The 17,561-nt window shown below is 71.2% G+C and carries 19 protein-coding genes and 1 pseudogene; 8 read left to right on the top strand and 12 right to left on the bottom strand.

Features of this window, described 5'->3' with window-relative positions; genetic code table 11:
- Positions 1–135: 135 nt before the first annotated feature.
- The gene (locus NW895_RS35410) at positions 136–591 is read left to right on the top strand and encodes an RpiB/LacA/LacB family sugar-phosphate isomerase (protein WP_289940954.1); all 456 of its coding nucleotides are present in this window, start codon (positions 136–138) and stop codon (positions 589–591) included.
- Between the two features lie 104 nt (positions 592–695).
- Here the strand turns inward: NW895_RS35410 and rocD are convergent, their stop codons facing one another.
- The 3 genes from rocD to NW895_RS35395 all read right to left on the bottom strand — a co-directional run bounded on the left by rocD (position 696) and on the right by NW895_RS35395 (position 3,354).
- Positions 696–1,916 (bottom strand): ornithine--oxo-acid transaminase, encoded by a 1,221-nt coding sequence (rocD, locus tag NW895_RS35405; protein WP_289940952.1) that lies wholly within the window; start codon positions 1,914–1,916, stop codon positions 696–698.
- Positions 1,913–2,725, bottom strand: a complete 813-nt coding sequence (gene ddaH / locus NW895_RS35400) for a dimethylargininase (RefSeq protein ID WP_289940951.1) — start codon at positions 2,723–2,725, stop codon at positions 1,913–1,915. Before ddaH ends, rocD begins: the two co-directional genes overlap by 4 nt.
- Before the next feature lie 146 nt (positions 2,726–2,871).
- The gene (locus NW895_RS35395) at positions 2,872–3,354 is read right to left on the bottom strand and encodes an Lrp/AsnC family transcriptional regulator (protein WP_289940950.1); all 483 of its coding nucleotides are present in this window, start codon (positions 3,352–3,354) and stop codon (positions 2,872–2,874) included.
- Positions 3,355–3,432: 78 nt separating this feature from the next.
- On the opposite strand from NW895_RS35395, the gene NW895_RS35390 reads away from it, so the two are divergent.
- Genes NW895_RS35390 through NW895_RS35375 form a run of 4 tightly spaced genes read left to right on the top strand, consistent with a single transcriptional unit; the run spans position 3,433 to position 7,487 of the window.
- Positions 3,433–4,182 (top strand): LytTR family DNA-binding domain-containing protein, encoded by a 750-nt coding sequence (locus NW895_RS35390; RefSeq protein ID WP_289940949.1) that lies wholly within the window; start codon positions 3,433–3,435, stop codon positions 4,180–4,182.
- A 3-nt stretch (positions 4,183–4,185) separates the two neighbouring features.
- Positions 4,186–4,548 carry a hypothetical protein gene (locus NW895_RS35385; protein ID WP_289940948.1) on the top strand — a complete coding sequence of 121 codons (363 nt, stop codon included), beginning with the start codon at positions 4,186–4,188 and terminating at the stop codon, positions 4,546–4,548.
- A gap of 15 nt (positions 4,549–4,563) precedes the next feature.
- Positions 4,564–6,276 carry a cation acetate symporter gene (locus NW895_RS35380; protein WP_289940947.1) on the top strand — a complete coding sequence of 571 codons (1,713 nt, stop codon included), beginning with the start codon at positions 4,564–4,566 and terminating at the stop codon, positions 6,274–6,276.
- A complete protein-coding gene (locus tag NW895_RS35375; protein ID WP_289940946.1) occupies positions 6,273–7,487 on the top strand; it encodes a histidine kinase in 1,215 nt (404 codons plus the stop codon). Before NW895_RS35380 ends, NW895_RS35375 begins: the two co-directional genes overlap by 4 nt.
- A 3-nt stretch (positions 7,488–7,490) precedes the next feature.
- Here the strand turns inward: NW895_RS35375 and NW895_RS35370 are convergent, their stop codons facing one another.
- The 6 genes and pseudogenes from NW895_RS35370 to NW895_RS35345 all read right to left on the bottom strand — a co-directional run bounded on the left by NW895_RS35370 (position 7,491) and on the right by NW895_RS35345 (position 12,421).
- Positions 7,491–7,664: a hypothetical protein gene (locus tag NW895_RS35370; protein WP_289940945.1), complete on the bottom strand. Its 174-nt coding sequence runs from the start codon at positions 7,662–7,664 to the stop codon at positions 7,491–7,493.
- A gap of 13 nt (positions 7,665–7,677) precedes the next feature.
- A pseudogene (locus tag NW895_RS35365) lies at positions 7,678–7,860 on the bottom strand (serine/threonine protein phosphatase); the annotation flags it as partial.
- 175 nt (positions 7,861–8,035) lie between these two features.
- Positions 8,036–8,986, bottom strand: a complete 951-nt coding sequence (locus tag NW895_RS35360) for a cytochrome c oxidase assembly protein (RefSeq protein ID WP_289940944.1) — start codon at positions 8,984–8,986, stop codon at positions 8,036–8,038.
- A 124-nt stretch (positions 8,987–9,110) separates the two neighbouring features.
- Positions 9,111–10,136, bottom strand: a complete 1,026-nt coding sequence (locus tag NW895_RS35355; RefSeq protein ID WP_289940942.1) for a 6-phosphofructokinase — start codon at positions 10,134–10,136, stop codon at positions 9,111–9,113.
- A 294-nt stretch (positions 10,137–10,430) separates the two neighbouring features.
- On the bottom strand, positions 10,431–11,159 hold the full coding sequence (locus NW895_RS35350; RefSeq protein ID WP_289940940.1) for a glutamine amidotransferase: 729 nt from the start codon (positions 11,157–11,159) through the stop codon (positions 10,431–10,433).
- A gap of 23 nt (positions 11,160–11,182) precedes the next feature.
- On the bottom strand, positions 11,183–12,421 hold the full coding sequence (locus tag NW895_RS35345) for a MurT ligase domain-containing protein (protein ID WP_289940938.1): 1,239 nt from the start codon (positions 12,419–12,421) through the stop codon (positions 11,183–11,185).
- Positions 12,422–12,528: 107 nt separating this feature from the next.
- Between NW895_RS35345 and def the strand changes: the two genes are divergently transcribed.
- Positions 12,529–13,083 (top strand): peptide deformylase, encoded by a 555-nt coding sequence (def, locus tag NW895_RS35340; protein ID WP_289940936.1) that lies wholly within the window; start codon positions 12,529–12,531, stop codon positions 13,081–13,083.
- A gap of 10 nt (positions 13,084–13,093) precedes the next feature.
- Here the strand turns inward: def and NW895_RS35335 are convergent, their stop codons facing one another.
- Positions 13,094–13,735 (bottom strand): TetR family transcriptional regulator, encoded by a 642-nt coding sequence (locus NW895_RS35335; RefSeq protein ID WP_289940935.1) that lies wholly within the window; start codon positions 13,733–13,735, stop codon positions 13,094–13,096.
- Positions 13,736–13,905: 170 nt separating this feature from the next.
- Between NW895_RS35335 and NW895_RS35330 the strand changes: the two genes are divergently transcribed.
- Both NW895_RS35330 and NW895_RS35325 read left to right on the top strand, forming a co-directional pair.
- Positions 13,906–15,132 (top strand): acyl-CoA dehydrogenase family protein, encoded by a 1,227-nt coding sequence (locus NW895_RS35330; RefSeq protein WP_289940934.1) that lies wholly within the window; start codon positions 13,906–13,908, stop codon positions 15,130–15,132.
- Between the two features lie 60 nt (positions 15,133–15,192).
- Positions 15,193–15,852 (top strand): transcriptional regulator, encoded by a 660-nt coding sequence (locus NW895_RS35325; RefSeq protein ID WP_289940933.1) that lies wholly within the window; start codon positions 15,193–15,195, stop codon positions 15,850–15,852.
- 9 nt (positions 15,853–15,861) lie between these two features.
- Here the strand turns inward: NW895_RS35325 and NW895_RS35320 are convergent, their stop codons facing one another.
- Both NW895_RS35320 and NW895_RS35315 read right to left on the bottom strand, forming a co-directional pair.
- Positions 15,862–16,098 (bottom strand): DUF6213 family protein, encoded by a 237-nt coding sequence (locus tag NW895_RS35320; protein ID WP_289940932.1) that lies wholly within the window; start codon positions 16,096–16,098, stop codon positions 15,862–15,864.
- Positions 16,099–16,123: 25 nt separating this feature from the next.
- Entirely contained in the window at positions 16,124–17,509 is a 1,386-nt protein-coding gene (locus tag NW895_RS35315) for an NADP-dependent succinic semialdehyde dehydrogenase (RefSeq protein WP_289940931.1), read from the bottom strand.
- Between the last annotated feature and the right edge of the window lie 52 nt (positions 17,510–17,561).

Raw genomic sequence — 17,561 nt, 5'->3', positions numbered from 1 at the left:
GCCGCGTTCGAGGCCCAGGTCAACCGGCATGCCGTGGGGTGCCAGTGTAGATCCCGACGCAGCCGCCCGGAACCGCACCGGCATGCGGAGGCTCCCGGCTCGTCCGATGAGGGTCCGGTGAGTAGGCTCCTGAGCATGCGGATCGCCGTTTCCTCGGACATGGACGAACCCGTGGCCCGCCTCCTCGTCGACGAGTTGCGCAGGCGCGGCCACGATGTGCTGACCCACGGGGCGCTGCACCCCGGGGCGGACCCCCAGTGGGCGGTGTGCTCGGAGGCGGCGGCCCGTGAGGTGGCCGCCGGGACGGCGGACCAGGCCGTGGTGTGCTGCTGGACCGGCACGGGCGCGTCGATCGCCGCGAACAAGGTGCCCGGGGTGCGGGCGGCCCTGTGCACGGACGCGTACACGGCGGACGGGGCACGCCGCTGGAACGATGCCAACGTGCTGGCGCTCAGCCTGCGGCTGACGTCCGAGCCGCTGCTGAAGGAGATCCTCGACGCCTGGTTCGCCGGCCAGGCCAGCGAGGACGCCGAGGACCGGGGGAACGTCGAACGCGTGGAACGGCTCGACCGCAGCCGAGCCGTTCCGTAGAGACGCACCTGAGTGTGCGAGTGCCGCCTCGGTGTCATGGGCGTCCGTTCAGCTCCCGCTGGTGATGGCGGGCAGGGTGCCGAGCGGTTCCGTAGGCATGGACGTCAGAGCGCGAGCACCTTCTCCAGCGTGCCGAGGGCCTCTTCGAGCTCCCCGCCGGTGATCGTCAGCGGCGGCGCCAGGCGGATCGTGGAGCCATGGGTGTCCTTGACGAGGATGCCCTCCCGCATGAGGCGCTCGCTGACCTCACGGCCGGTGCCGAGGGCGGGATCGACATCGACGCCCGCCCACAGCCCGCGCGCGCGGAACCCGACGACACCCTTGCCGGCCAGCGCCGCCAGGCCGTCCCGCAGGACCTCGCCCAACTCGGCCGCCCGGCGCTGGAACTCGCCCGTCTCCAGCAGTTCGACCACCGCCGTGCCGACCGCGGCCGCGAGGGGATTGCCGCCGAACGTCGAGCCGTGCTCGCCCGGCCGGAGCACGCCGAGCACCTCCCGGCGGGCCACCACCGCGGACACCGGCACGATGCCGCCGCCCAGCGCCTTGCCCAGCAGCAGCACGTCCGGGACGACCGACTCGTGCTCCACGGCGAGCGTGCGCCCGGTGCGGCCGAGGCCCGACTGGATCTCGTCCGCGACGAACAGGCACCCCTTGCGGCGGGTCAGCTCCCGTACGCCGGTGAGGTAGCCGTCGTCCGGGATCAGCACGCCCGCCTCGCCCTGGATGGGCTCGATGAGCACGGCCGCCGTGGTGTCGTCGATCGCCGCCTCCAGCGCGGCCAGGTCGTTGTACGGCACGATCCGGAAGCCGGGCGTGAAGGGCCCGAAGCCGGACCGGGCCGTCTCGTCCGTGGAGAAGCTGACGATCGTCGTCGTACGGCCGTGGAAGTTGTCCGCCGCGACCACGATCGTCGCCAGGTCGGCCGGGACGCCCTTGACGTCGTACGCCCACTTGCGGGCCACCTTGATGCCGCTCTCGACGGCCTCGGCGCCGGTGTTCATGGGCAGCACCATGTCCAGGCCGGTCAGCGCGGCCAGCCGCTCGGCGAACTCGGCGAGGCGGTCGTTGTGGAAGGCGCGGGAGGTGAGGGTGAGCCGGTCCAGCTGGCGGTGCGCGGCCTCGATCAGCGCGGGGTGGCGGTGGCCGAAGTTCAGGGCCGAGTAGCCGGCCAGCATGTCCAGATAGCGGCGGCCCTCGACGTCCTCCACCCAGGCGCCCTCGGCGCGGGAGACGACCACGGGGAGCGGGTGGTAGTTGTGCGCGAGTACGGGCTCCTCGGCGCGGATGAGGTCCGCCGAGCTGCGGGAGTGAGCGGGTGCGGTCATGAGCGGATCTCCTGGGTGCAGCACTTGATGCCGCCGCCGGCCTTGTGGAACTCGGACAGGTCGACGGGGACGGGGACGTAGCCGCGGTCGGCGAGCTGGTCGGCGAGGGCGGTCGCCCCCGGTGAGATGAAGACATGGCGTCCGTCGGAGACGGAGTTGAGCCCGAACGCCCTCGCGTCCTCGCCGGTCGCGATCACCGCGTCCGGATACAGCCGGGCGAGCACCTCGCGGCTGCCGGGCGAGAACGCCTCGGGGTAGTAGGCGACGTTCTCCTCGTCGAGGGGGAACAGCGCCGTGTCCAGGTGGTAGAAGTACGGGTCCACCAGAGTCAGGCTGATCACCGGGACGCCGAAGAACTCCTGCACCTCGCGATGGGCCTCCCGGGTGGTGCGGAACCCGGTGCCGGCCAGGATCCAGCGGCCCGTGGGCACCAGGTCGCCCTCGCCCTCGCAGACCGACTCGGGGTGGTAGACGTCGAAGCCCGCCGACTTGAACCACGCCTCGTACGGCAGGGACTCGGGGCGGCGCTCCGGCGCGTGGAAGAGGGAGCCGAAGACGCGGCCCTCGACCACGACCGCCGCGTTGGCGGCGAAGACCATGTCCGGCAGACCGGGGACCGGTTCCACGGTCTCCACGGTATGGCCGTGGGCGCGGTAGGCACGCATCAGCGCCTGCCACTGAGCCTGGGCGCGGCCCACGTCGACGGGTGCGTCGGGGTGCATCCAGGGGTTGATCGCGTACTGCACGGCGAAGTGTCTGGGTTCACAGACGAGGAAGCGCCGCCGGCGCGGCACACGGGAGTCGGACACAGAGGGGTTCCTCCGCTTCCTACAGAGTGTGACGGTGTGATGACACCACGGTAGGAAGTCTCGGAGACGGGCCACAAGCAACGAGCACTGCGTGTTCGCGCAGGAATGCTGCGTTCTCACCGGTGTCGGCGCAGGTCTGCTGCGCCTTACGGGGCGGGATGGCTCGCGCCCGCCTCCGGGCTCTCCGGAATCAGGTGGGACAGCACCATCACGCTGATCGTCTTCCGGATGAACGGCTCCGCCCGGATCCGCTCCAGCACCTCCTCGAAGTGCTCCACGTCCCGCGCCCGCACGTGCAGCAGCGCGTCCGCGCCGCCGGTCACCGTCATCGCCGCGGTGATCTCCGGATGGTTGCGCACCACCTCGGCCAGCCGCCGGGGCGGAGCCGCGCCCTCGCAGTACACCTCCACGTAGGCCTCGGTGCGCCAGCCCAGCGCCGACGGCCTCACCGTGGCCGTGAACCCGGTGATCACGCCGGTCTCGCGCAGCCGGTCCACCCGGCGCTTCACCGCCGTCGCCGACAGCCCGACGTCCACGCCGATCTCGGCGAAGCTGGTCCTGGCGTTCGCCATCAGCGCGGTGATGATCTTCCGGTCGAGCTCGTCGAACGGCGTGGGCCTGCTGTTCATGTCGGCACTGTATCCAGCGGAAACGTCCATCCCCCGGCACATGTCCAGACGTACGGATTGCACCTACACTCCGGGTTCATGCTGCGCGCCCTCGCTGTCGACGACGAACGCCCCTCGCTGGAGGAACTGCTCTACCTGCTGAACGCCGACCCCCGCATCGGCAGCGCGGAGGGCGCCGGTGACGCGACCGAGGCGCTGCGCCGCATCAACCGCGCCCTGCAGTCCGGGCCGGACGGGCCCGAGGCGATCGACGTCGTCTTCCTCGACATCCAGATGCCCGGCCTCGACGGCCTGGACCTCGCCCGGCTGCTGACCGGGTTCGCCGATCCGCCGCTGGTCGTGTTCGTCACCGCCCACGAGGACTTCGCCGTGCAGGCCTTCGACCTCAAGGCCGTCGACTACGTTCTCAAACCCGTCCGCAAGGAGCGCCTCGCGGAGGCCGTGCGCCGGGCCGCCGAGCTGCGCGGCACCGCCCCGCGCATACCCGTGCACGAGCCCGACCCCGACCACATACCCGTGGAACTGGGTGGCGTGACCCGTTTCGTCGCCGTCGACGACATCACCCACGTCGAGGCGCAGGGCGACTACGCCCGCCTCCACACCGACAAGGGCAGCCACCTCGTCCGGATCCCGCTGTCCACCCTGGAGGAGCGCTGGCGCTCCCGCGGCTTCGTCCGCATCCACCGCCGCCATCTGGTCGCCCTGCGCCACATCGGCGAGCTCCGCCTCGACGCGGGCACCGTCAGCGTCCTGGTCGGCACCGAGGAACTCCAGGTCAGCCGACGCCACGCGCGCGAACTGCGGGACCTGCTGATGAGGAGGCCGTGAGACGTGCCCCAGGACCACACCGAACGCCGCGTCGTCGTCACCGGTCCGCCCCGCCGCACCCGCCGGAGGGCCTCCGGCTACTACCGCCCACGCACCGAGATCGACGAGCAGACCACCCTCGGCCACACCTACGTCCGCTCCCTGATGCGCACCCAGCTGCGCGCCGCCCTGGCCGTGTTCGCCGTCCTCGGGCTGCTCGTCGGCCCGCTGCCGCTGCTGTTCGCGGCGATGCCCGACGCCCGCCGCCTGGAATGGGCGGTGCTCGGCTTCGGCCTCTACACCCCGCTGGTCCTGCTCGCCCGCTGGTACGTGCGCCGCGCCGAGCGCAACGAGCGCGACTTCGTGCGCCTCGTCGAGGACCGATAAGACCGAGGACCGCGCGTGAACTCCAGCTATGCCGTCCCCGCCGTCGCCCTCGTCGTCGTGGCGACCGTCCTCGTCGGCGCCTTCGGCCTGCGCATCTCCCGCACCACCTCCGACTTCTACGTCGCCTCCCGCACCGTCGGCCCCCGCCTCAACGCCGCCGCCATCAGCGGCGAGTACCTCTCCGCCGCCTCCTTTCTCGGCATCGCGGGCCTGGTCCTGGTGCAGGGCCCCGACATGCTCTGGTACCCGGTCGGCTACACCGCCGGATACCTGGTCCTGCTGCTGTTCGTCGCGGCCCCGCTGCGCCGCTCCGGCGCCTACACCCTGCCCGACTTCGCCGAGGCCCGGCTCGCCTCCCAGGCGGTACGGCGGCTGGCGGGAGCGTTCGTCGTCGGCGTCGGCTGGCTGTACCTGCTGCCCCAGCTGCAGGGCGCCGGGCTGACACTGACCGTGCTGACCGGGGCGCCCGCATGGCTCGGCGGAGTGATCGTCGCCGTCGTCGTGACCGCGACCGTCGCCGCGGGCGGCATGCGCAGCATCACCTTCGTACAGGCCTTCCAATACTGGCTCAAGCTCACCGCCCTCCTCGTCCCCGCCCTCTTCCTGGTCCTCGCCTGGCAGGGCGACGGAGCTCCCCGTCACGCCTTCGACGAACCGGCGACCTTCCGCGAACAGCGGGTCGTCCGCGTCGACGACAGCCTCGACCTGAAGCTGGCGGAGCCCCTGACCGTCACCGTGGACGGCACCGTCGACGGCCGCCCCCACGAAGGCACCGAACTACGGCTTCCTGCGGGCACCCACCACATCGACGCCGGTACCCGCCTGACCTTCGCCCAGGGCAGCACGGTCCCCCGGGCGGAATCCCGCAGCAGCGGCGGTCTCGCACCCTCGCGGGCCGAGAACCGCGAGGAACGCCCCCTGTACGCGACGTACGGACTGATCCTCGCCACCTTCCTCGGCACCATGGGCCTGCCGCACGTCGTGGTCCGCTTCTACACCAGCCCGCACGGCGTCGCCGCCCGCCGCACCACCGTCGCCGTGCTCGGCCTGATCGGCGCCTTCTACCTGCTGCCGCCGGTCTACGGCGCGCTGGGCCGCCTGTACGCCCCCGAACTCACCCTCACCGGGGACGCGGACGCCGCGGTCCTGCTGCTGCCCGACCGCATGATCGGGGGAGTGGGCGGCGACCTGCTCGGGGCGCTGGTCGCCGGGGGCGCCTTCGCCGCGTTCCTGTCCACCGCCTCCGGGCTGACCATGGCCATCGCGGGCGTCCTCACCCAGGACGTCCTGCCCTCCCGCGGCGTACGGCACTTCCGGCTCGGCACGGTGCTCGCCATGGCCGTACCCCTCGCGGCGAGCGTCCTCGTCGGCGGGCTGCCGGTCGCCGACGCCGTCGGGCTCGCGTTCGCCGTGTCGGCGTCGTCGTTCTGCCCGCTGCTGGTCCTCGGCATCTGGTGGCGGCGGCTGACCCCGCCGGGCGCCGCCGCCGGGATGCTGGTGGGCGGCGGCTCCGCGCTGCTCGCCGTCACCGCGACCATGGCGGGCATCCCGGGCGGCGGGGCGCTGCACGCGCTGCTCGCCTGGCCCGCGCTGTGGTCGGTGCCGCTGGCCTTCCTCACCATGGTGCTGGTGTCCCTCGCCACCCCGGGCCGGGTGCCGGCCGGGACGGCGGCGATCCTGGCCCGGTTCCACCTGCCGGAGGAACTGCGGACGGAGGTGACGGCATGAGCGGTTTCCTCGCGGGCCTGTGCGTGGCCGTGCTGCCGTTGCTGGCCGCCGGGTTCTGGCTCGGGCGGCGTACGGCCCGGCCGCAGAACCTCGGCGGGCTCGGCACCCCCGTCGAGCACGCCACCTTCCAGACCCTGCACACCGCCTCCCTCGCCGCGCCCCCGCTCAGAGCGGGACTGACCGAGGAGACGGCCCGCAAGTCGGCCCGCAAGCTGCGCTCCCTGCTCGGCACGGACGCGCTGTGCCTGACCGACGAGAAGGAGGTCCTGGTCTGGGACGGCGCGGGAGCACACCACCGCACGGAGATCATGGCGCGCCTCGCCGGGCCGCTGGAGACCGGCCGCGGCGAGGCCTTCCGGCTGACCTGCGACACGCCCGACTGCGCGGTGCGCTGGGCCGTGGTCGCCCCGCTGACCGTCGACGACCGGGTGCACGGCGCCCTCGTCGCCTGCGCGCCCCGCGAGTCCGCCGTCCTGGTCCGGGCCGCCGGCGAAGTCGCCCGCTGGGTCTCCGTCCAGCTGGAGCTGGCCGACCTCGACCAGTCCCGCACCCGGCTGATCGAGGCCGAGATCAAGGCACTGCGGGCCCAGATATCCCCGCACTTCATCTTCAACTCGCTCGCGGTGATCGCCTCGTTCGTCCGCACCGACCCCGAACGCGCCCGCGAACTCCTCCTGGAGTTCGCCGACTTCACCCGCTACTCGTTCCGCAGGCACGGCGACTTCACCACCCTCGCCGACGAACTCCACGCCATCGACCACTACTTGGCGCTGGTCAGGGCACGCTTCGGCGACCGCCTCTCCGTGACCCTGCAGATCGCCCCCGAGGTGCTGCCGGTCGCCCTGCCCTTCCTGTGCCTGCAGCCGCTCGTCGAGAACGCCGTCAAGCACGGCCTGGAGGGCAAGGCCGTGTCCCTGGGCAAGTGCCACATCCAGATCACCGCGCAGGACGCCGGCGCCGAGGCCCTGGTCGTCATCGAGGACGACGGCGCGGGCATGGACCCCGGACTGCTGCGCCGCATCCTCGCCCGCGAGGTCAGCCCCTCGGGCGGCATCGGCCTGTCCAACGTCGACGACCGGCTCCGCCAGGTCTACGGAGACGACCACGGCCTCGTGATCGAGACCGCCGTGGGCGCGGGCATGAAGATCACCGTCCGGCTGCCCAAATACCAGCCGGGCGTGCACTCGGCCGGGCGGCTCACCCGCGAGTGAACCTCAGGTGCTGCGGGTGGTGACGATCATGCCGAGGGTGATCAGCCCCAGGACGACCCAACCGAACCACAGCCATCCGTTGCTGCCGAGCGCCACCGTGTAGGCCGTCACCACCACGAGCCCACCCAGTGTGAGCGCCCCCATCGTCTTCGTTGAACCGTCCGTAGAACCGGGCATCGCAACACCCTCCTCATGGTTCGTCCCTCTCCATGGTGCCCCCGTTCTGCTTCCGCACGGTGCACACGACGTAATGTGTGCCGGATTTCCTGGGGCCGTGGCCGGTCCACGACCCCGCCTCGTAGACCGAGGGGTCGAATCCGTAGTCGGACGGCGGCACGTCCCTCGCGGCCCTCGACGCCGAAGTAGAGCGTGCGGCCCAGCGAGAACAGGTCGGCGGTGGGCGTCCCACCGGAGTCCGGCGGCCCCGAGCCGCCGTGGCCGGCGAGCAGGACCCGGCCGTACGGCGACCCCGTGCGGTCCGGCGTGACGCCCCAGGGCAGCCCGTCGAGCGCCAGCACATCGGGCACGCCACTGAAGGGCGCCGCCCTTCACCGCCCGCGTGCGTGCAGTGAGGCCAGATAGGCGTTGTACGCCTCAAGTTCCTTGTCCCCGTCACGGTCGGCGGCCCGGTCCTGGCGCCGGGCCTGCCGCTGGTCCGACGCGTACCACTGGAACAGCAGCGCGATCAGCACCAGCACGGACGGAACCTCGCTGAACGCCCACGCGATCCCGCCGGCCGCGTTCTGGTCGGAGAGCGCCTCGATACCCAGCGAGGCGGGCGGGTTCTGGAACGTCTCCACCATGGGCGCGGACGCCATCATCAGCGCGATGCCGAAGAACGCGTGGAACGGCATGCCCGCGAACAGCTCCAGCATCCGCAACAGATAGCCGGGCCGGTGCGGACCCGGGTCCACCCCCATGATCGGCCAGAAGAACACCAGGCCGACGGCGAGGAAGTGCACCATCATCGCGATGTGCCCGGCCTTGGAGCCCATCAGGAAGTCGAACAACGGGGTGAAGTACAGCCCGTACAGGCTCGCGATGAACAGCGGGATGGTGAACGCGGGATGCGTGATGATCCGCATGTACCGGCTGTGCAGCAGCATCAGCAGCAGCTCCCGCGGCCCCTTGCGGCCACGGCCCGCCGTCGGCAGCGCACGCAGCGCCAGGGTGATCGGAGCGCCGAGCAGGATCAGGATCGGCGACACCATGCTGATCACCATGTGCTGGACCATGTGCACGCTGAACATGACCATGCCGTAGTCGTTCAGCCCGGTGCACATCATGAGCCCGATGCTCAGCACCCCGGCGACGTACGCGACCGTCCGCCCCACGGGCCACTTGTCCCCACGCCGCACGAGCCGCACGACGCCCCACCCGTACAGCGCCAGCCCCAGCAGGCAGGCCGTGAGAAAGAACGGGTCCGCGGACCATTCGAGCCCTCGTCCCAGCGTGAACGGCGGCAGATCCGTCATCATGCCGTGCCCGCTGTGATCCATCCGCGGCTCCTGTTTCGTGGGGGTTGAGCGCAATCTGTCCGGCACAAGACTAGAACCGCCCCCGGCCGCAGCTGCGGCCGGGGGCGGATTCTTCAGTTCCGGACGACGTGGTTCCCAGGACGATCTACAGGACGCACTCGGCCTCGGCGTACCGGTCCTCCGGCACCGTCTTCAGCGTCTCCACCGCCTCCGCCAGGGACACCATCACGATGTCGGTGCCACGCAGCGCGGTCATCTGCCCGAACTCCCCGCGATGCACGGCCTCCACCGCATGCCATCCGAACCGGGTGGCCAGCACCCGGTCGTACGCCGTGGGCGTCCCACCGCGCTGGACATGGCCCAGGATCACCGGCCGCGCCTCCTTGCCCAGCCGCCGCTCCAGCTCCACCGAGAGCTGCCGCGCTATCCCGGCGAAGCGCTCGTGGCCGTAGATGTCCTTGCCGCCCTCGTCGAAGTCCATGCTGCCGGGCTTCGGCTTGGCGCCCTCCGCCGCCACCACGATGGCGAACCGCTTGCCCGCCTCGAACCGCTCGCCGACCTTCCTGGTCAACTCGTCGATGTCGAAGGGCCGCTCGGGGACGACGATGGCGTGGGCGCCGGCCGCCATGCCCGAGTGCAGGGCGATCCAGCCGGTGTGGCGGCCCATGACCTCCACGATCAGCACACGCTGGTGCGACTCGGCGGTGGTCTTCAGCCGGTCCAGCGCCTCGGTCGCGACGCCGACGGCCGTGTCGAAACCGAAGGTGACGTCCGTGACGGCGATGTCGTTGTCGATGGTCTTCGGCACGCCGACTATCGGCAGGCCGTTGTCCGACAACAGCCGGGCCGCCTTCAGCGTGCCCTCACCGCCGATCGGGATGATGGCGTCGAGGCCGAGTTCCTCGACATGGCCCTTGGCCCGGGCCACGCCGTCCCGCAGATGCTCGGGACGGACCCGGGAGGAGCCGAGGATGGTGCCGCCGCGGGCGAGGATGCCGCCCACCGCGTCGAGGTCGAGCTTGAGGTAGTCGCACTCCAGGAGGCCCTTCCAGCCGTCCCGGAAACCGATGACCTCGTCGCCGTGGTCGGCGACGGCACGGTGCACGACGGACCGGATGACGGCGTTCAGGCCGGGGCAGTCGCCGCCGGACGTGAGGACACCAATGCGCATAGCCCGAAATACCTTCTCAACGTGGGCACGGGGACCGGACCACGCTGTCCGGCTCGATCCCCGACACCCTAGCGGCACAAGGGGGCGGGGCAGCACCACGCGTCCGCCTGCTGGACGGGGCCGCTCACCTGTGCGGATGGGCCGTCAGACGGGCCGTTGACAAGGCGGTTGACACCAGGTGTACGGCAGCTCACGCGGGCTGCCGTACACCCCTGGTCACGCAGGCTGCTGCGCAGCTGTACCTACGCAGGCTGCTGCGCAGCTGTACCTACGCAGGCTGCTGCGCAGCTGTACCTACGCAGGCTGCTGCGCAGCCGCGATGCGCTCGTTGCGCAGGGCCTCGTACCAGCGGTCGTCGGTCGGGGGCAGTGCGTTGACGTCGAGGGCCAGCTTCAGCAGCAGGTCCGCGATCAGCGGGTTCCGCGCGAGCACGGGACCGTGCATGTACGTGCCGAAGACCGTGTCGTTGTACGCGCCCTCGGTGCCGTCACCCGTGCCGTTGCCATTGCCGAGCTGGACCCGGGCGAGCGGACGGGCGGTGGGGCCGAGGTGGGTCACGCCCTGGTGGTTCTCGAAGCCGGTCAGCGGGGGGAGGCCCAGGCGCGGATCGATGTCGGCCAGCACGTCGCCGACGCAGCGCGCGCCCTCGCCGCGCACCGAGACCACGTCGAGCAGGCCGAGGCCGGGCTCGCGCTGGCCGAGGTCGTTGATGAACTCGTGGCCGAGGATCTGGTAGCCGGCGCACACCGAGAACACGATCGCGCCGTTCTCCACGGCCCGGTGCAGACCACCGTCACGCCGCAGCCGCTCGGCCGCGAGCCGCTGCGGCCGGTCCTCGCCGCCGCCGATCAGGTAGATGTCGCCGGACGTCGGGATCGGCTGGTCGCTGCGCACGTCGAGCCGGGCCACGTCGAGACCGCGCTGCCGGGCCCGGCGCTCCACGACGAGGACGTTGCCCTGGTCGCCGTACGTGCTGAGCAGGTCCGGGTAGATCCAGACGATCCGCAGCTGGTTGTCGCTCACAAAAGTCCCCTGAGTGTTCGTGGTCAGTTGCCGACGCGGCGGCGCAGGTCCTGGAACGCGGTGTAGTTCGCGATGACCTCGATCCGGCCGGGCGGGCACAGCTGCACCGCCTGGTCGAGGTCGTCGCACACCTGGAACTGCTGGTTCGCGACCTCCAGACGCACCGCGAGGTCCAGCTTCCGGTCGCCGATCACGCAGATCGGGTGGCCGGTCAGACGCGCGTAGTCGACGTCCCACAGCCAGGAGGTGTCGGTGCCGTCGGCGGAGCGGGCGTTCACCGAGAGGATCACCGGGGTCGGCGGCGGGTCGATCAGGGAGAACGTCTCCAGCCAGCCCGCGGGGTTCTTCGCGAGCAGCAGCCGCAGATCACGGCCCTGGAACTGGACGACGTCGTAGCGCCCGGCCACCGCCTGCACCTGGTACATGCGTTCCAGCGCGACCTGCGGCGGCACCCCGAAGACGGCGGCGACGGCGGCGGAGCTGGCGGCGTTGGCCTTGTTGGCGCGGCCCGGCAGCTGGAGGTGGATCGGCCAGGCGGAGCCGTGCGGGTCGAGGACGTGGTCGCCGGACAGCGCCCAGCTCGCGGTGGGCCGGCGGAAGCCGCACTCGCCGCAGAACCAGTCGTCGCCGGGGCGCTGCATCACGCCACCGCAGGACGGGCAGGACCAGGCGTCGTCCTTCCACATCTGCCCGGCGGCGACCCAGATCACGTTGGGGGAGGAGGAGGCCGCCCACACCACCAGCGGGTCGTCGCAGTTGGCCACGATGACGGCCTTCGAACCGGCCAGGCCCTCACGCCAGTTCTCGGCGAGCATACGGGTCTCGGCGGCGCGGTCGAGCTGGTCGCGGGAGAGGTTGAGCAGCGCGATGCACTTGGGGTCGGTGTCCCGGGCGACCCCGGCGAGGTACTTCTCGTCGACCTCGATCACGCCGTACCGCGCGTCCGAGCCGCCCGCGAGGGCCGAGGTGATACCGGCCGGCATGTTCGCGCCGAGCGCGTTGGACACGACCGGCCCCGCGGCCCGCAGCGCCTCGGCGATGAGCCGGGTGGTGGTGGTCTTGCCGTTGGTCGCCGAGACCAGGACCACATCCAGGTTCTGGGCCAGCCGGGCCAGCAGGTCGGGGTCGAGCTTCAGGGCCACCCGGCCGCCGATCACCGAACCGCTGCCGCGCCCCGCGGCGCGCGATGCCGCCGCGACCGCCTTGCCCGCGGTCACGGCCAGCTTGGCCCGCGGCGTCAGCGGGTCCGAGTTGCCTGCCATCAGTTCTCGATCCTCCTTGCGTACGCGCCGCTCCTGCCTGACGGCAACGTGGTGGTGGTCAGCCTATCGAGATCCATTCGCACTCCCGAATCCGTACCCTTGCCGCCATGCGAAACGGCTCGATCCCGGGCGCCCGCGGGCGCGTCCGGCCTCTGACCCTGCTCGGCGACACGGTACTGCGCGAGCCGTGCCGGGAGGTCACCGACTTCGGTCCCGAACTGGCCTCACTTGTGGAGGATCTGTTCGCGACCATGTACGCGGCGCAAGGGGTGGGACTGGCCGCGAACCAGATCGGCGAGCCGCTCAGGGTGTTCGTGTACGACTGCCCGGACGACGAGGACGTACGGCATCTGGGGCATGTGGTGAACCCGCGGCTGGAAACGGCCGACGGGGTGGTGGTGCGGGGGCCGGAGGGCTGTCTGTCGCTGCCGGGGCTGGAGGCGGGGACGGAGCGGTACGACCATGCGGTGGTCGAGGGGTTCACGGTGACCGGGGAGCCGGTCACCGTCCATGGGACGGGGTTCTTCGCGCGGTGCCTGCAGCACGAGTGTGATCACCTGGAGGGGCGGGTGTACGCGGACCGGCTGACCGGCTGGCGCCACCGCCGGCTCATGCGACAGGTGACGCGCGCTTCCTGGCATGGGCGGGTGCCGCGTCCCTAGGGGACCACCGTCAGAACCCCGGACCTCCCAATTTGTCCCCCGCGGCGGCGAGCCGCCCCCACAACAGGTCGGCCAGGCTCCGCACCAGATCCGCTCGCGAGCACGGGCGCTCGCCCAGCCACCAGTCCCCGGCGGCGTGCATCATGCCGACGATGCCGTGCCCCCACACCCGCGCCAGCTGCTGACTCTCCGGCCCGAGGTCCAGCCGGTCCTCGATGACCTGCGCCAGCTCCTCGCCCATCCTGCGCAGCAGCGGCGCGCTGTGCTTGCCGACGTCGAAGCCCTGGTCGCCCTGTGAGCCTTCCGCCGGGTGCATCAGGAAGCGGTACACCTGGGGGCGCGCCTCGATGGCCGCCAGATAGGTGTCCAGCGTGGCCGCGACGCGTTCCCGTCTGTCGGCTGGGGCGTCCAGCGCGGCGCGGAGGGAGTCCAGCAGGGCGTCCGTGTGGCGCTTGGCCAACGCTGCGTAAAGTCCGCCCTTGTCGCCGAAGTGCCGGTAGAGGATCGGTTTGGTGATACCGGCCTCCGCGGCGATGGCGTTCATCGAGGCCTGGGGGCCGTCGCGCAGCACCACCCGGTCGGCCGCCTCCAGCAGCTCGCGCCGCCGGCGGTCGGCCGACCGCTGCTGATCGGTCCGCTGCGTGGTGTCCATGTGCTCTCCCCCACCCGTGCTGGTTCGGTGACGCCCTGCGCAAACTAACACTGAAACATGCCCTGCACATCGAACGGGCTGCCGACGGGTCACCAGGAGTTGACTTTCCTACCGGCCAGTAACAGACTGGTGTTACCGCAAGTAACAGCATGTGCGCCGCTGGAGGGGACATGGCCGAGTTCACCATGGAGCTCAATGACGAGCAGAAGGAGGTCCGGGACTGGCTCCATGGCTTCGCCGCCGATGTGATCCGCCCCGCGGCAGCCGAGTGGGACGAGCGTGAGGAGACTCCCTGGCCGGTCATCCAGGAGGCCGCCAAGGTCGGCATCTACTCCCTCGACTTCTACGCCCAGCAGTACTTCGACTCCACCGGCCTCGGCATTCCCATGGCCATGGAGGAGCTGTTCTGGGGTGACGCGGGCATCGCCCTGTCCATCGTCGGCACCGGCCTCGCCGCCGTCGGCGTCCTCGCCAACGGCACCGAGGAACAGATCGGCACCTGGATCCCCCAGATGTACGGCGACGTGAACGATGTCAAGGTCGCCGCCTTCTGCTCCTCCGAGCCCGACGCCGGATCCGACGTGGCCTCCATGCGCACGCGCGCGGTGTACGACGAGGCCAAGGACGAGTGGGTGATCAACGGCACCAAGACCTGGGCGACCAACGGCGGCATCGCCAACGTCCATGTCGTCGTCGCCGTGGTCGACCCGGAGCTCGGCTCCAAGGGGCACGCCTCCTTCATCATCCCGCCGAACACGCCCGGCCTGTCGCAGGGGCAGAAGTTCAAGAAGCACGGCATCCGCGCCTCGCACACCGCCGAGGTGATCCTCGACGGCGTACGCGTTCCCGGCTCCTGTCTGCTCGGCGGCAAGGAGAAGCTGGACGAGCGCCTCGCGCGCGCCCGGGAGAAGGCCAAGAAGGACGGAGAGCGGGTCAAGAACGCCGCGATGGCGACCTTCGAGGCGTCCCGTCCGGCGGTCGGCGCGATGGCGGTGGGCACCGCCCGGGCCGCGTACGAGGTGGCCCTCGACTACGCCAAGACGCGCGAGCAGTTCGGCCGGCCGGTCATCGACAACCAAGGGGTCGCCTTCCAGCTCGCGGACATGCGCACGCAGATCGACGCCGCGCGACTGCTGGTGTGGCGTGCCTCCTGGATGGCGATCAACGGGAAGCCGTTCACCGCGGCCGAGGGCTCGATGTCCAAGCTGTTCGCGAGCGAGACGGCGAAGAAGGTCACCGCGCAGGCGATCCAGATCCTGGGCGGCAACGGGTACACGCGGGAGTACCCGGTGGAGCGCATGCACCGTGATGCGGCCATTTACACCATCTTCGAGGGGACCAGCGAGATCCAGCGGCTGGTGATCGCCCGCACGTTGTCGGGAATGCCGATTCGATAGCGGGAGCCCTGGGTCAGGGCGGGGAACAGTATCCGTGTCGCCGACCTGACGGAGGTACCGATGGCCCGTACGGCCCGGGAGCTGCTGGAGACGATCACTGCCGAGCTGGCCCCGGACCCACGGGCCAACCCGCTCGTCCCGCTGATCGCGCGGGGCGCCGCCACCCGGGACACCCTCGCCCTGCTCGCCCTGGAACAGCGCTGGGTGATCGCCGCCGACCGCCGTGCCTTCCTCCACCTGGCGGAACGCGACGGCGAGGAGGCGGCCGGGTTCTTCGGGGCGCTCGCGGAGGGCGAGGCGCTGGCGGGGGAGCGGTTGGGGGCGTTCGCCGCAGCATGCGGCGTGGACGAGGCGCGGACGGCCGCGTACGAGCCGCTCCCCGGCTGCCAGACGTACCCCGCGTACGTAGCCTGGCTGGCCCTCAACGCCTCACCGGCCGATGTCGTCCTGGCACTCCACGCCAACTTCTCCGCCTGGGGAGGCTACTGCGCCACGATCGCCAAGGCCCTGCGCCGGCACTACGGCTTCCCGGACGAGGCCTGCTCCTTCTTCGACTTCTTCGCGGAACCGGCCCCCGAGCTGGACCAGAAGGCAACGGCCGCCGTGCAGGCGGGGCTGGACAGGGGCCGGCTCGACGAGAACCTCGCCTTCACGTACGGCCGCCTGCTCCAGAGCTACGAGGCGATGTTCTGGTCGACGCTGCACGAGCCGACCGCGTAGGGACCGACCCTACGGCGCAGCGCCACTGCTGTGCGCGATGCAGGCCACGTCGATACGGTCGGCCAGCTTGGCGAGCTCAATGGTCAAAGCCGCAACCGTGTCCTCGTCGAGCCCCTCCTCACCGGCCTCGACCAGACGCACCCACCGCCCGCCCACCATGCGGAGCAGCTTGCTCACGTCGGCCGCGGCCACCTGCAAGGTACCGCGGTCGTCGACGATCAGAGGCAGAGTCACTTCGCGGTTCACAGACGGGATCGTAGCCGCGGAAGCCTCACGCACCGTGCCAAACCGTCGTGATGTTGCAGAACTCCCGGATTCCGTGCCCGGACAGCTCACGCCCGTACCCGGACCTCTTCACTCCGCCGAACGGGAACGCCGGGTGGGAGGCGGTCATCCCGTTGACGTACACGCCACCGGCCTCCAGGTCCCGTACGAACCGGTCGACGTCGGTCTCGTCGCGGGTCCAGACGTTGGAACTGAGTCCGAACGGCGAGTCGTTGGCGATCAGGATCGCCTCGTCCAGGTCGCCCGCCCGGTACAGGGTGGCCACCGGTCCGAAGGCCTCCTCCCGATGGATGCGCATCTCGCGGGTGACGCCGGCGAGGACGGTCGGCGGGTAGTACCAGCCGGGCCCGTCGGGACGCTCACCGCCGCACAGCACGGTGGCACCGCCGCGCACCGCGTCGTCGACCAGCTCCTCCAGGTCGTCCCGGCCCCGCTCGCTCGACAGCGGCCCGACCTCCGTCTCCTCCTCCAGCGGGTCGCCGACCCGCAGCGCCCTCATGCCCTGCGTGAAGCGCTCGGCGAAGGCGTCGTACACGTCGGTGTGCACGATGAACCGCTTGGCGGCGATGCAGGACTGCCCGGTGTTCTGCACCCGTGCGTTCACCGCGACCTCGGCGGCCCGGTCGAGGTCGGCGGACGGCATGACGACGAACGGGTCGCTGCCGCCCAGCTCCAGCACCGTCTTCTTGACCATCTCCCCGGCGGTGGAGGCGACGGCACGGCCGGCGGGCTCGCTGCCGGTGAGGGTGGCCGCCCGGACGCGTTCGTCGCGCAGGACGTCGTCCACCGCCGCGGAGCCGATCAGCAGGGTCTGGAAGCAGCCCTCGGGGAAGCCCGCCCGGTGGAACAGGTCCTCCAGGTACAGGGCGGTCTGCGGCACGTTGGAGGCGTGCTTGAGCAGGCCGACGTTGCCCGCCATCAGCGCGGGCGCCGCGAACCGGACCACCTGCCACAGCGGGAAGTTCCACGGCATCACCGCGAGGACCGGGCCGAGCGGCCGGTAGCGGACCAGGACGCGGGAGGCGCCGGAGTCCTTCACATCGGACGCGGCGGGCTCCTCGTCGGCGAGCAGCTCCGCAGCGTGCTCGGCGTACCAGCGCATCGCCCTGGCGCACTTCGCGGCCTCCGCGCGGGCCTGCTTGATCGGCTTGCCCATCTCGGTGGTGATGACGCGGCCGATCTCCTGCTGGTCCTCCTCCAGGAGGTCGGCGGCCCGGTTCAGCAGACGGGCGCGCTCGTCGAAGCTGGTCGTGCGGTACGTACGGAAGGTGGCCTCGGCGAGCTGGAGCCGGCGCTCCACCTCCTCCTCGCCCATGGCCTCGTACGTCTTGAGTGTCTCCCCGTTCGCCGGGTTCACCGTCGCGATGGGCATGACCGACCTCCCTCGGAGCGGGCTGTGCTTCGACCTTCCCGCGCGGTACCGG

Origin of the sequence: Streptomyces sp. S.PNR 29 (assembly GCF_030386795.1) — a bacterium.
In the GTDB taxonomy this organism is placed as follows: domain Bacteria; phylum Actinomycetota; class Actinomycetes; order Streptomycetales; family Streptomycetaceae; genus Streptomyces.
The sequence above is the reverse complement of the archived record's forward strand: the minus strand, read 5'-3'. Positions and strand labels throughout refer to the sequence as shown.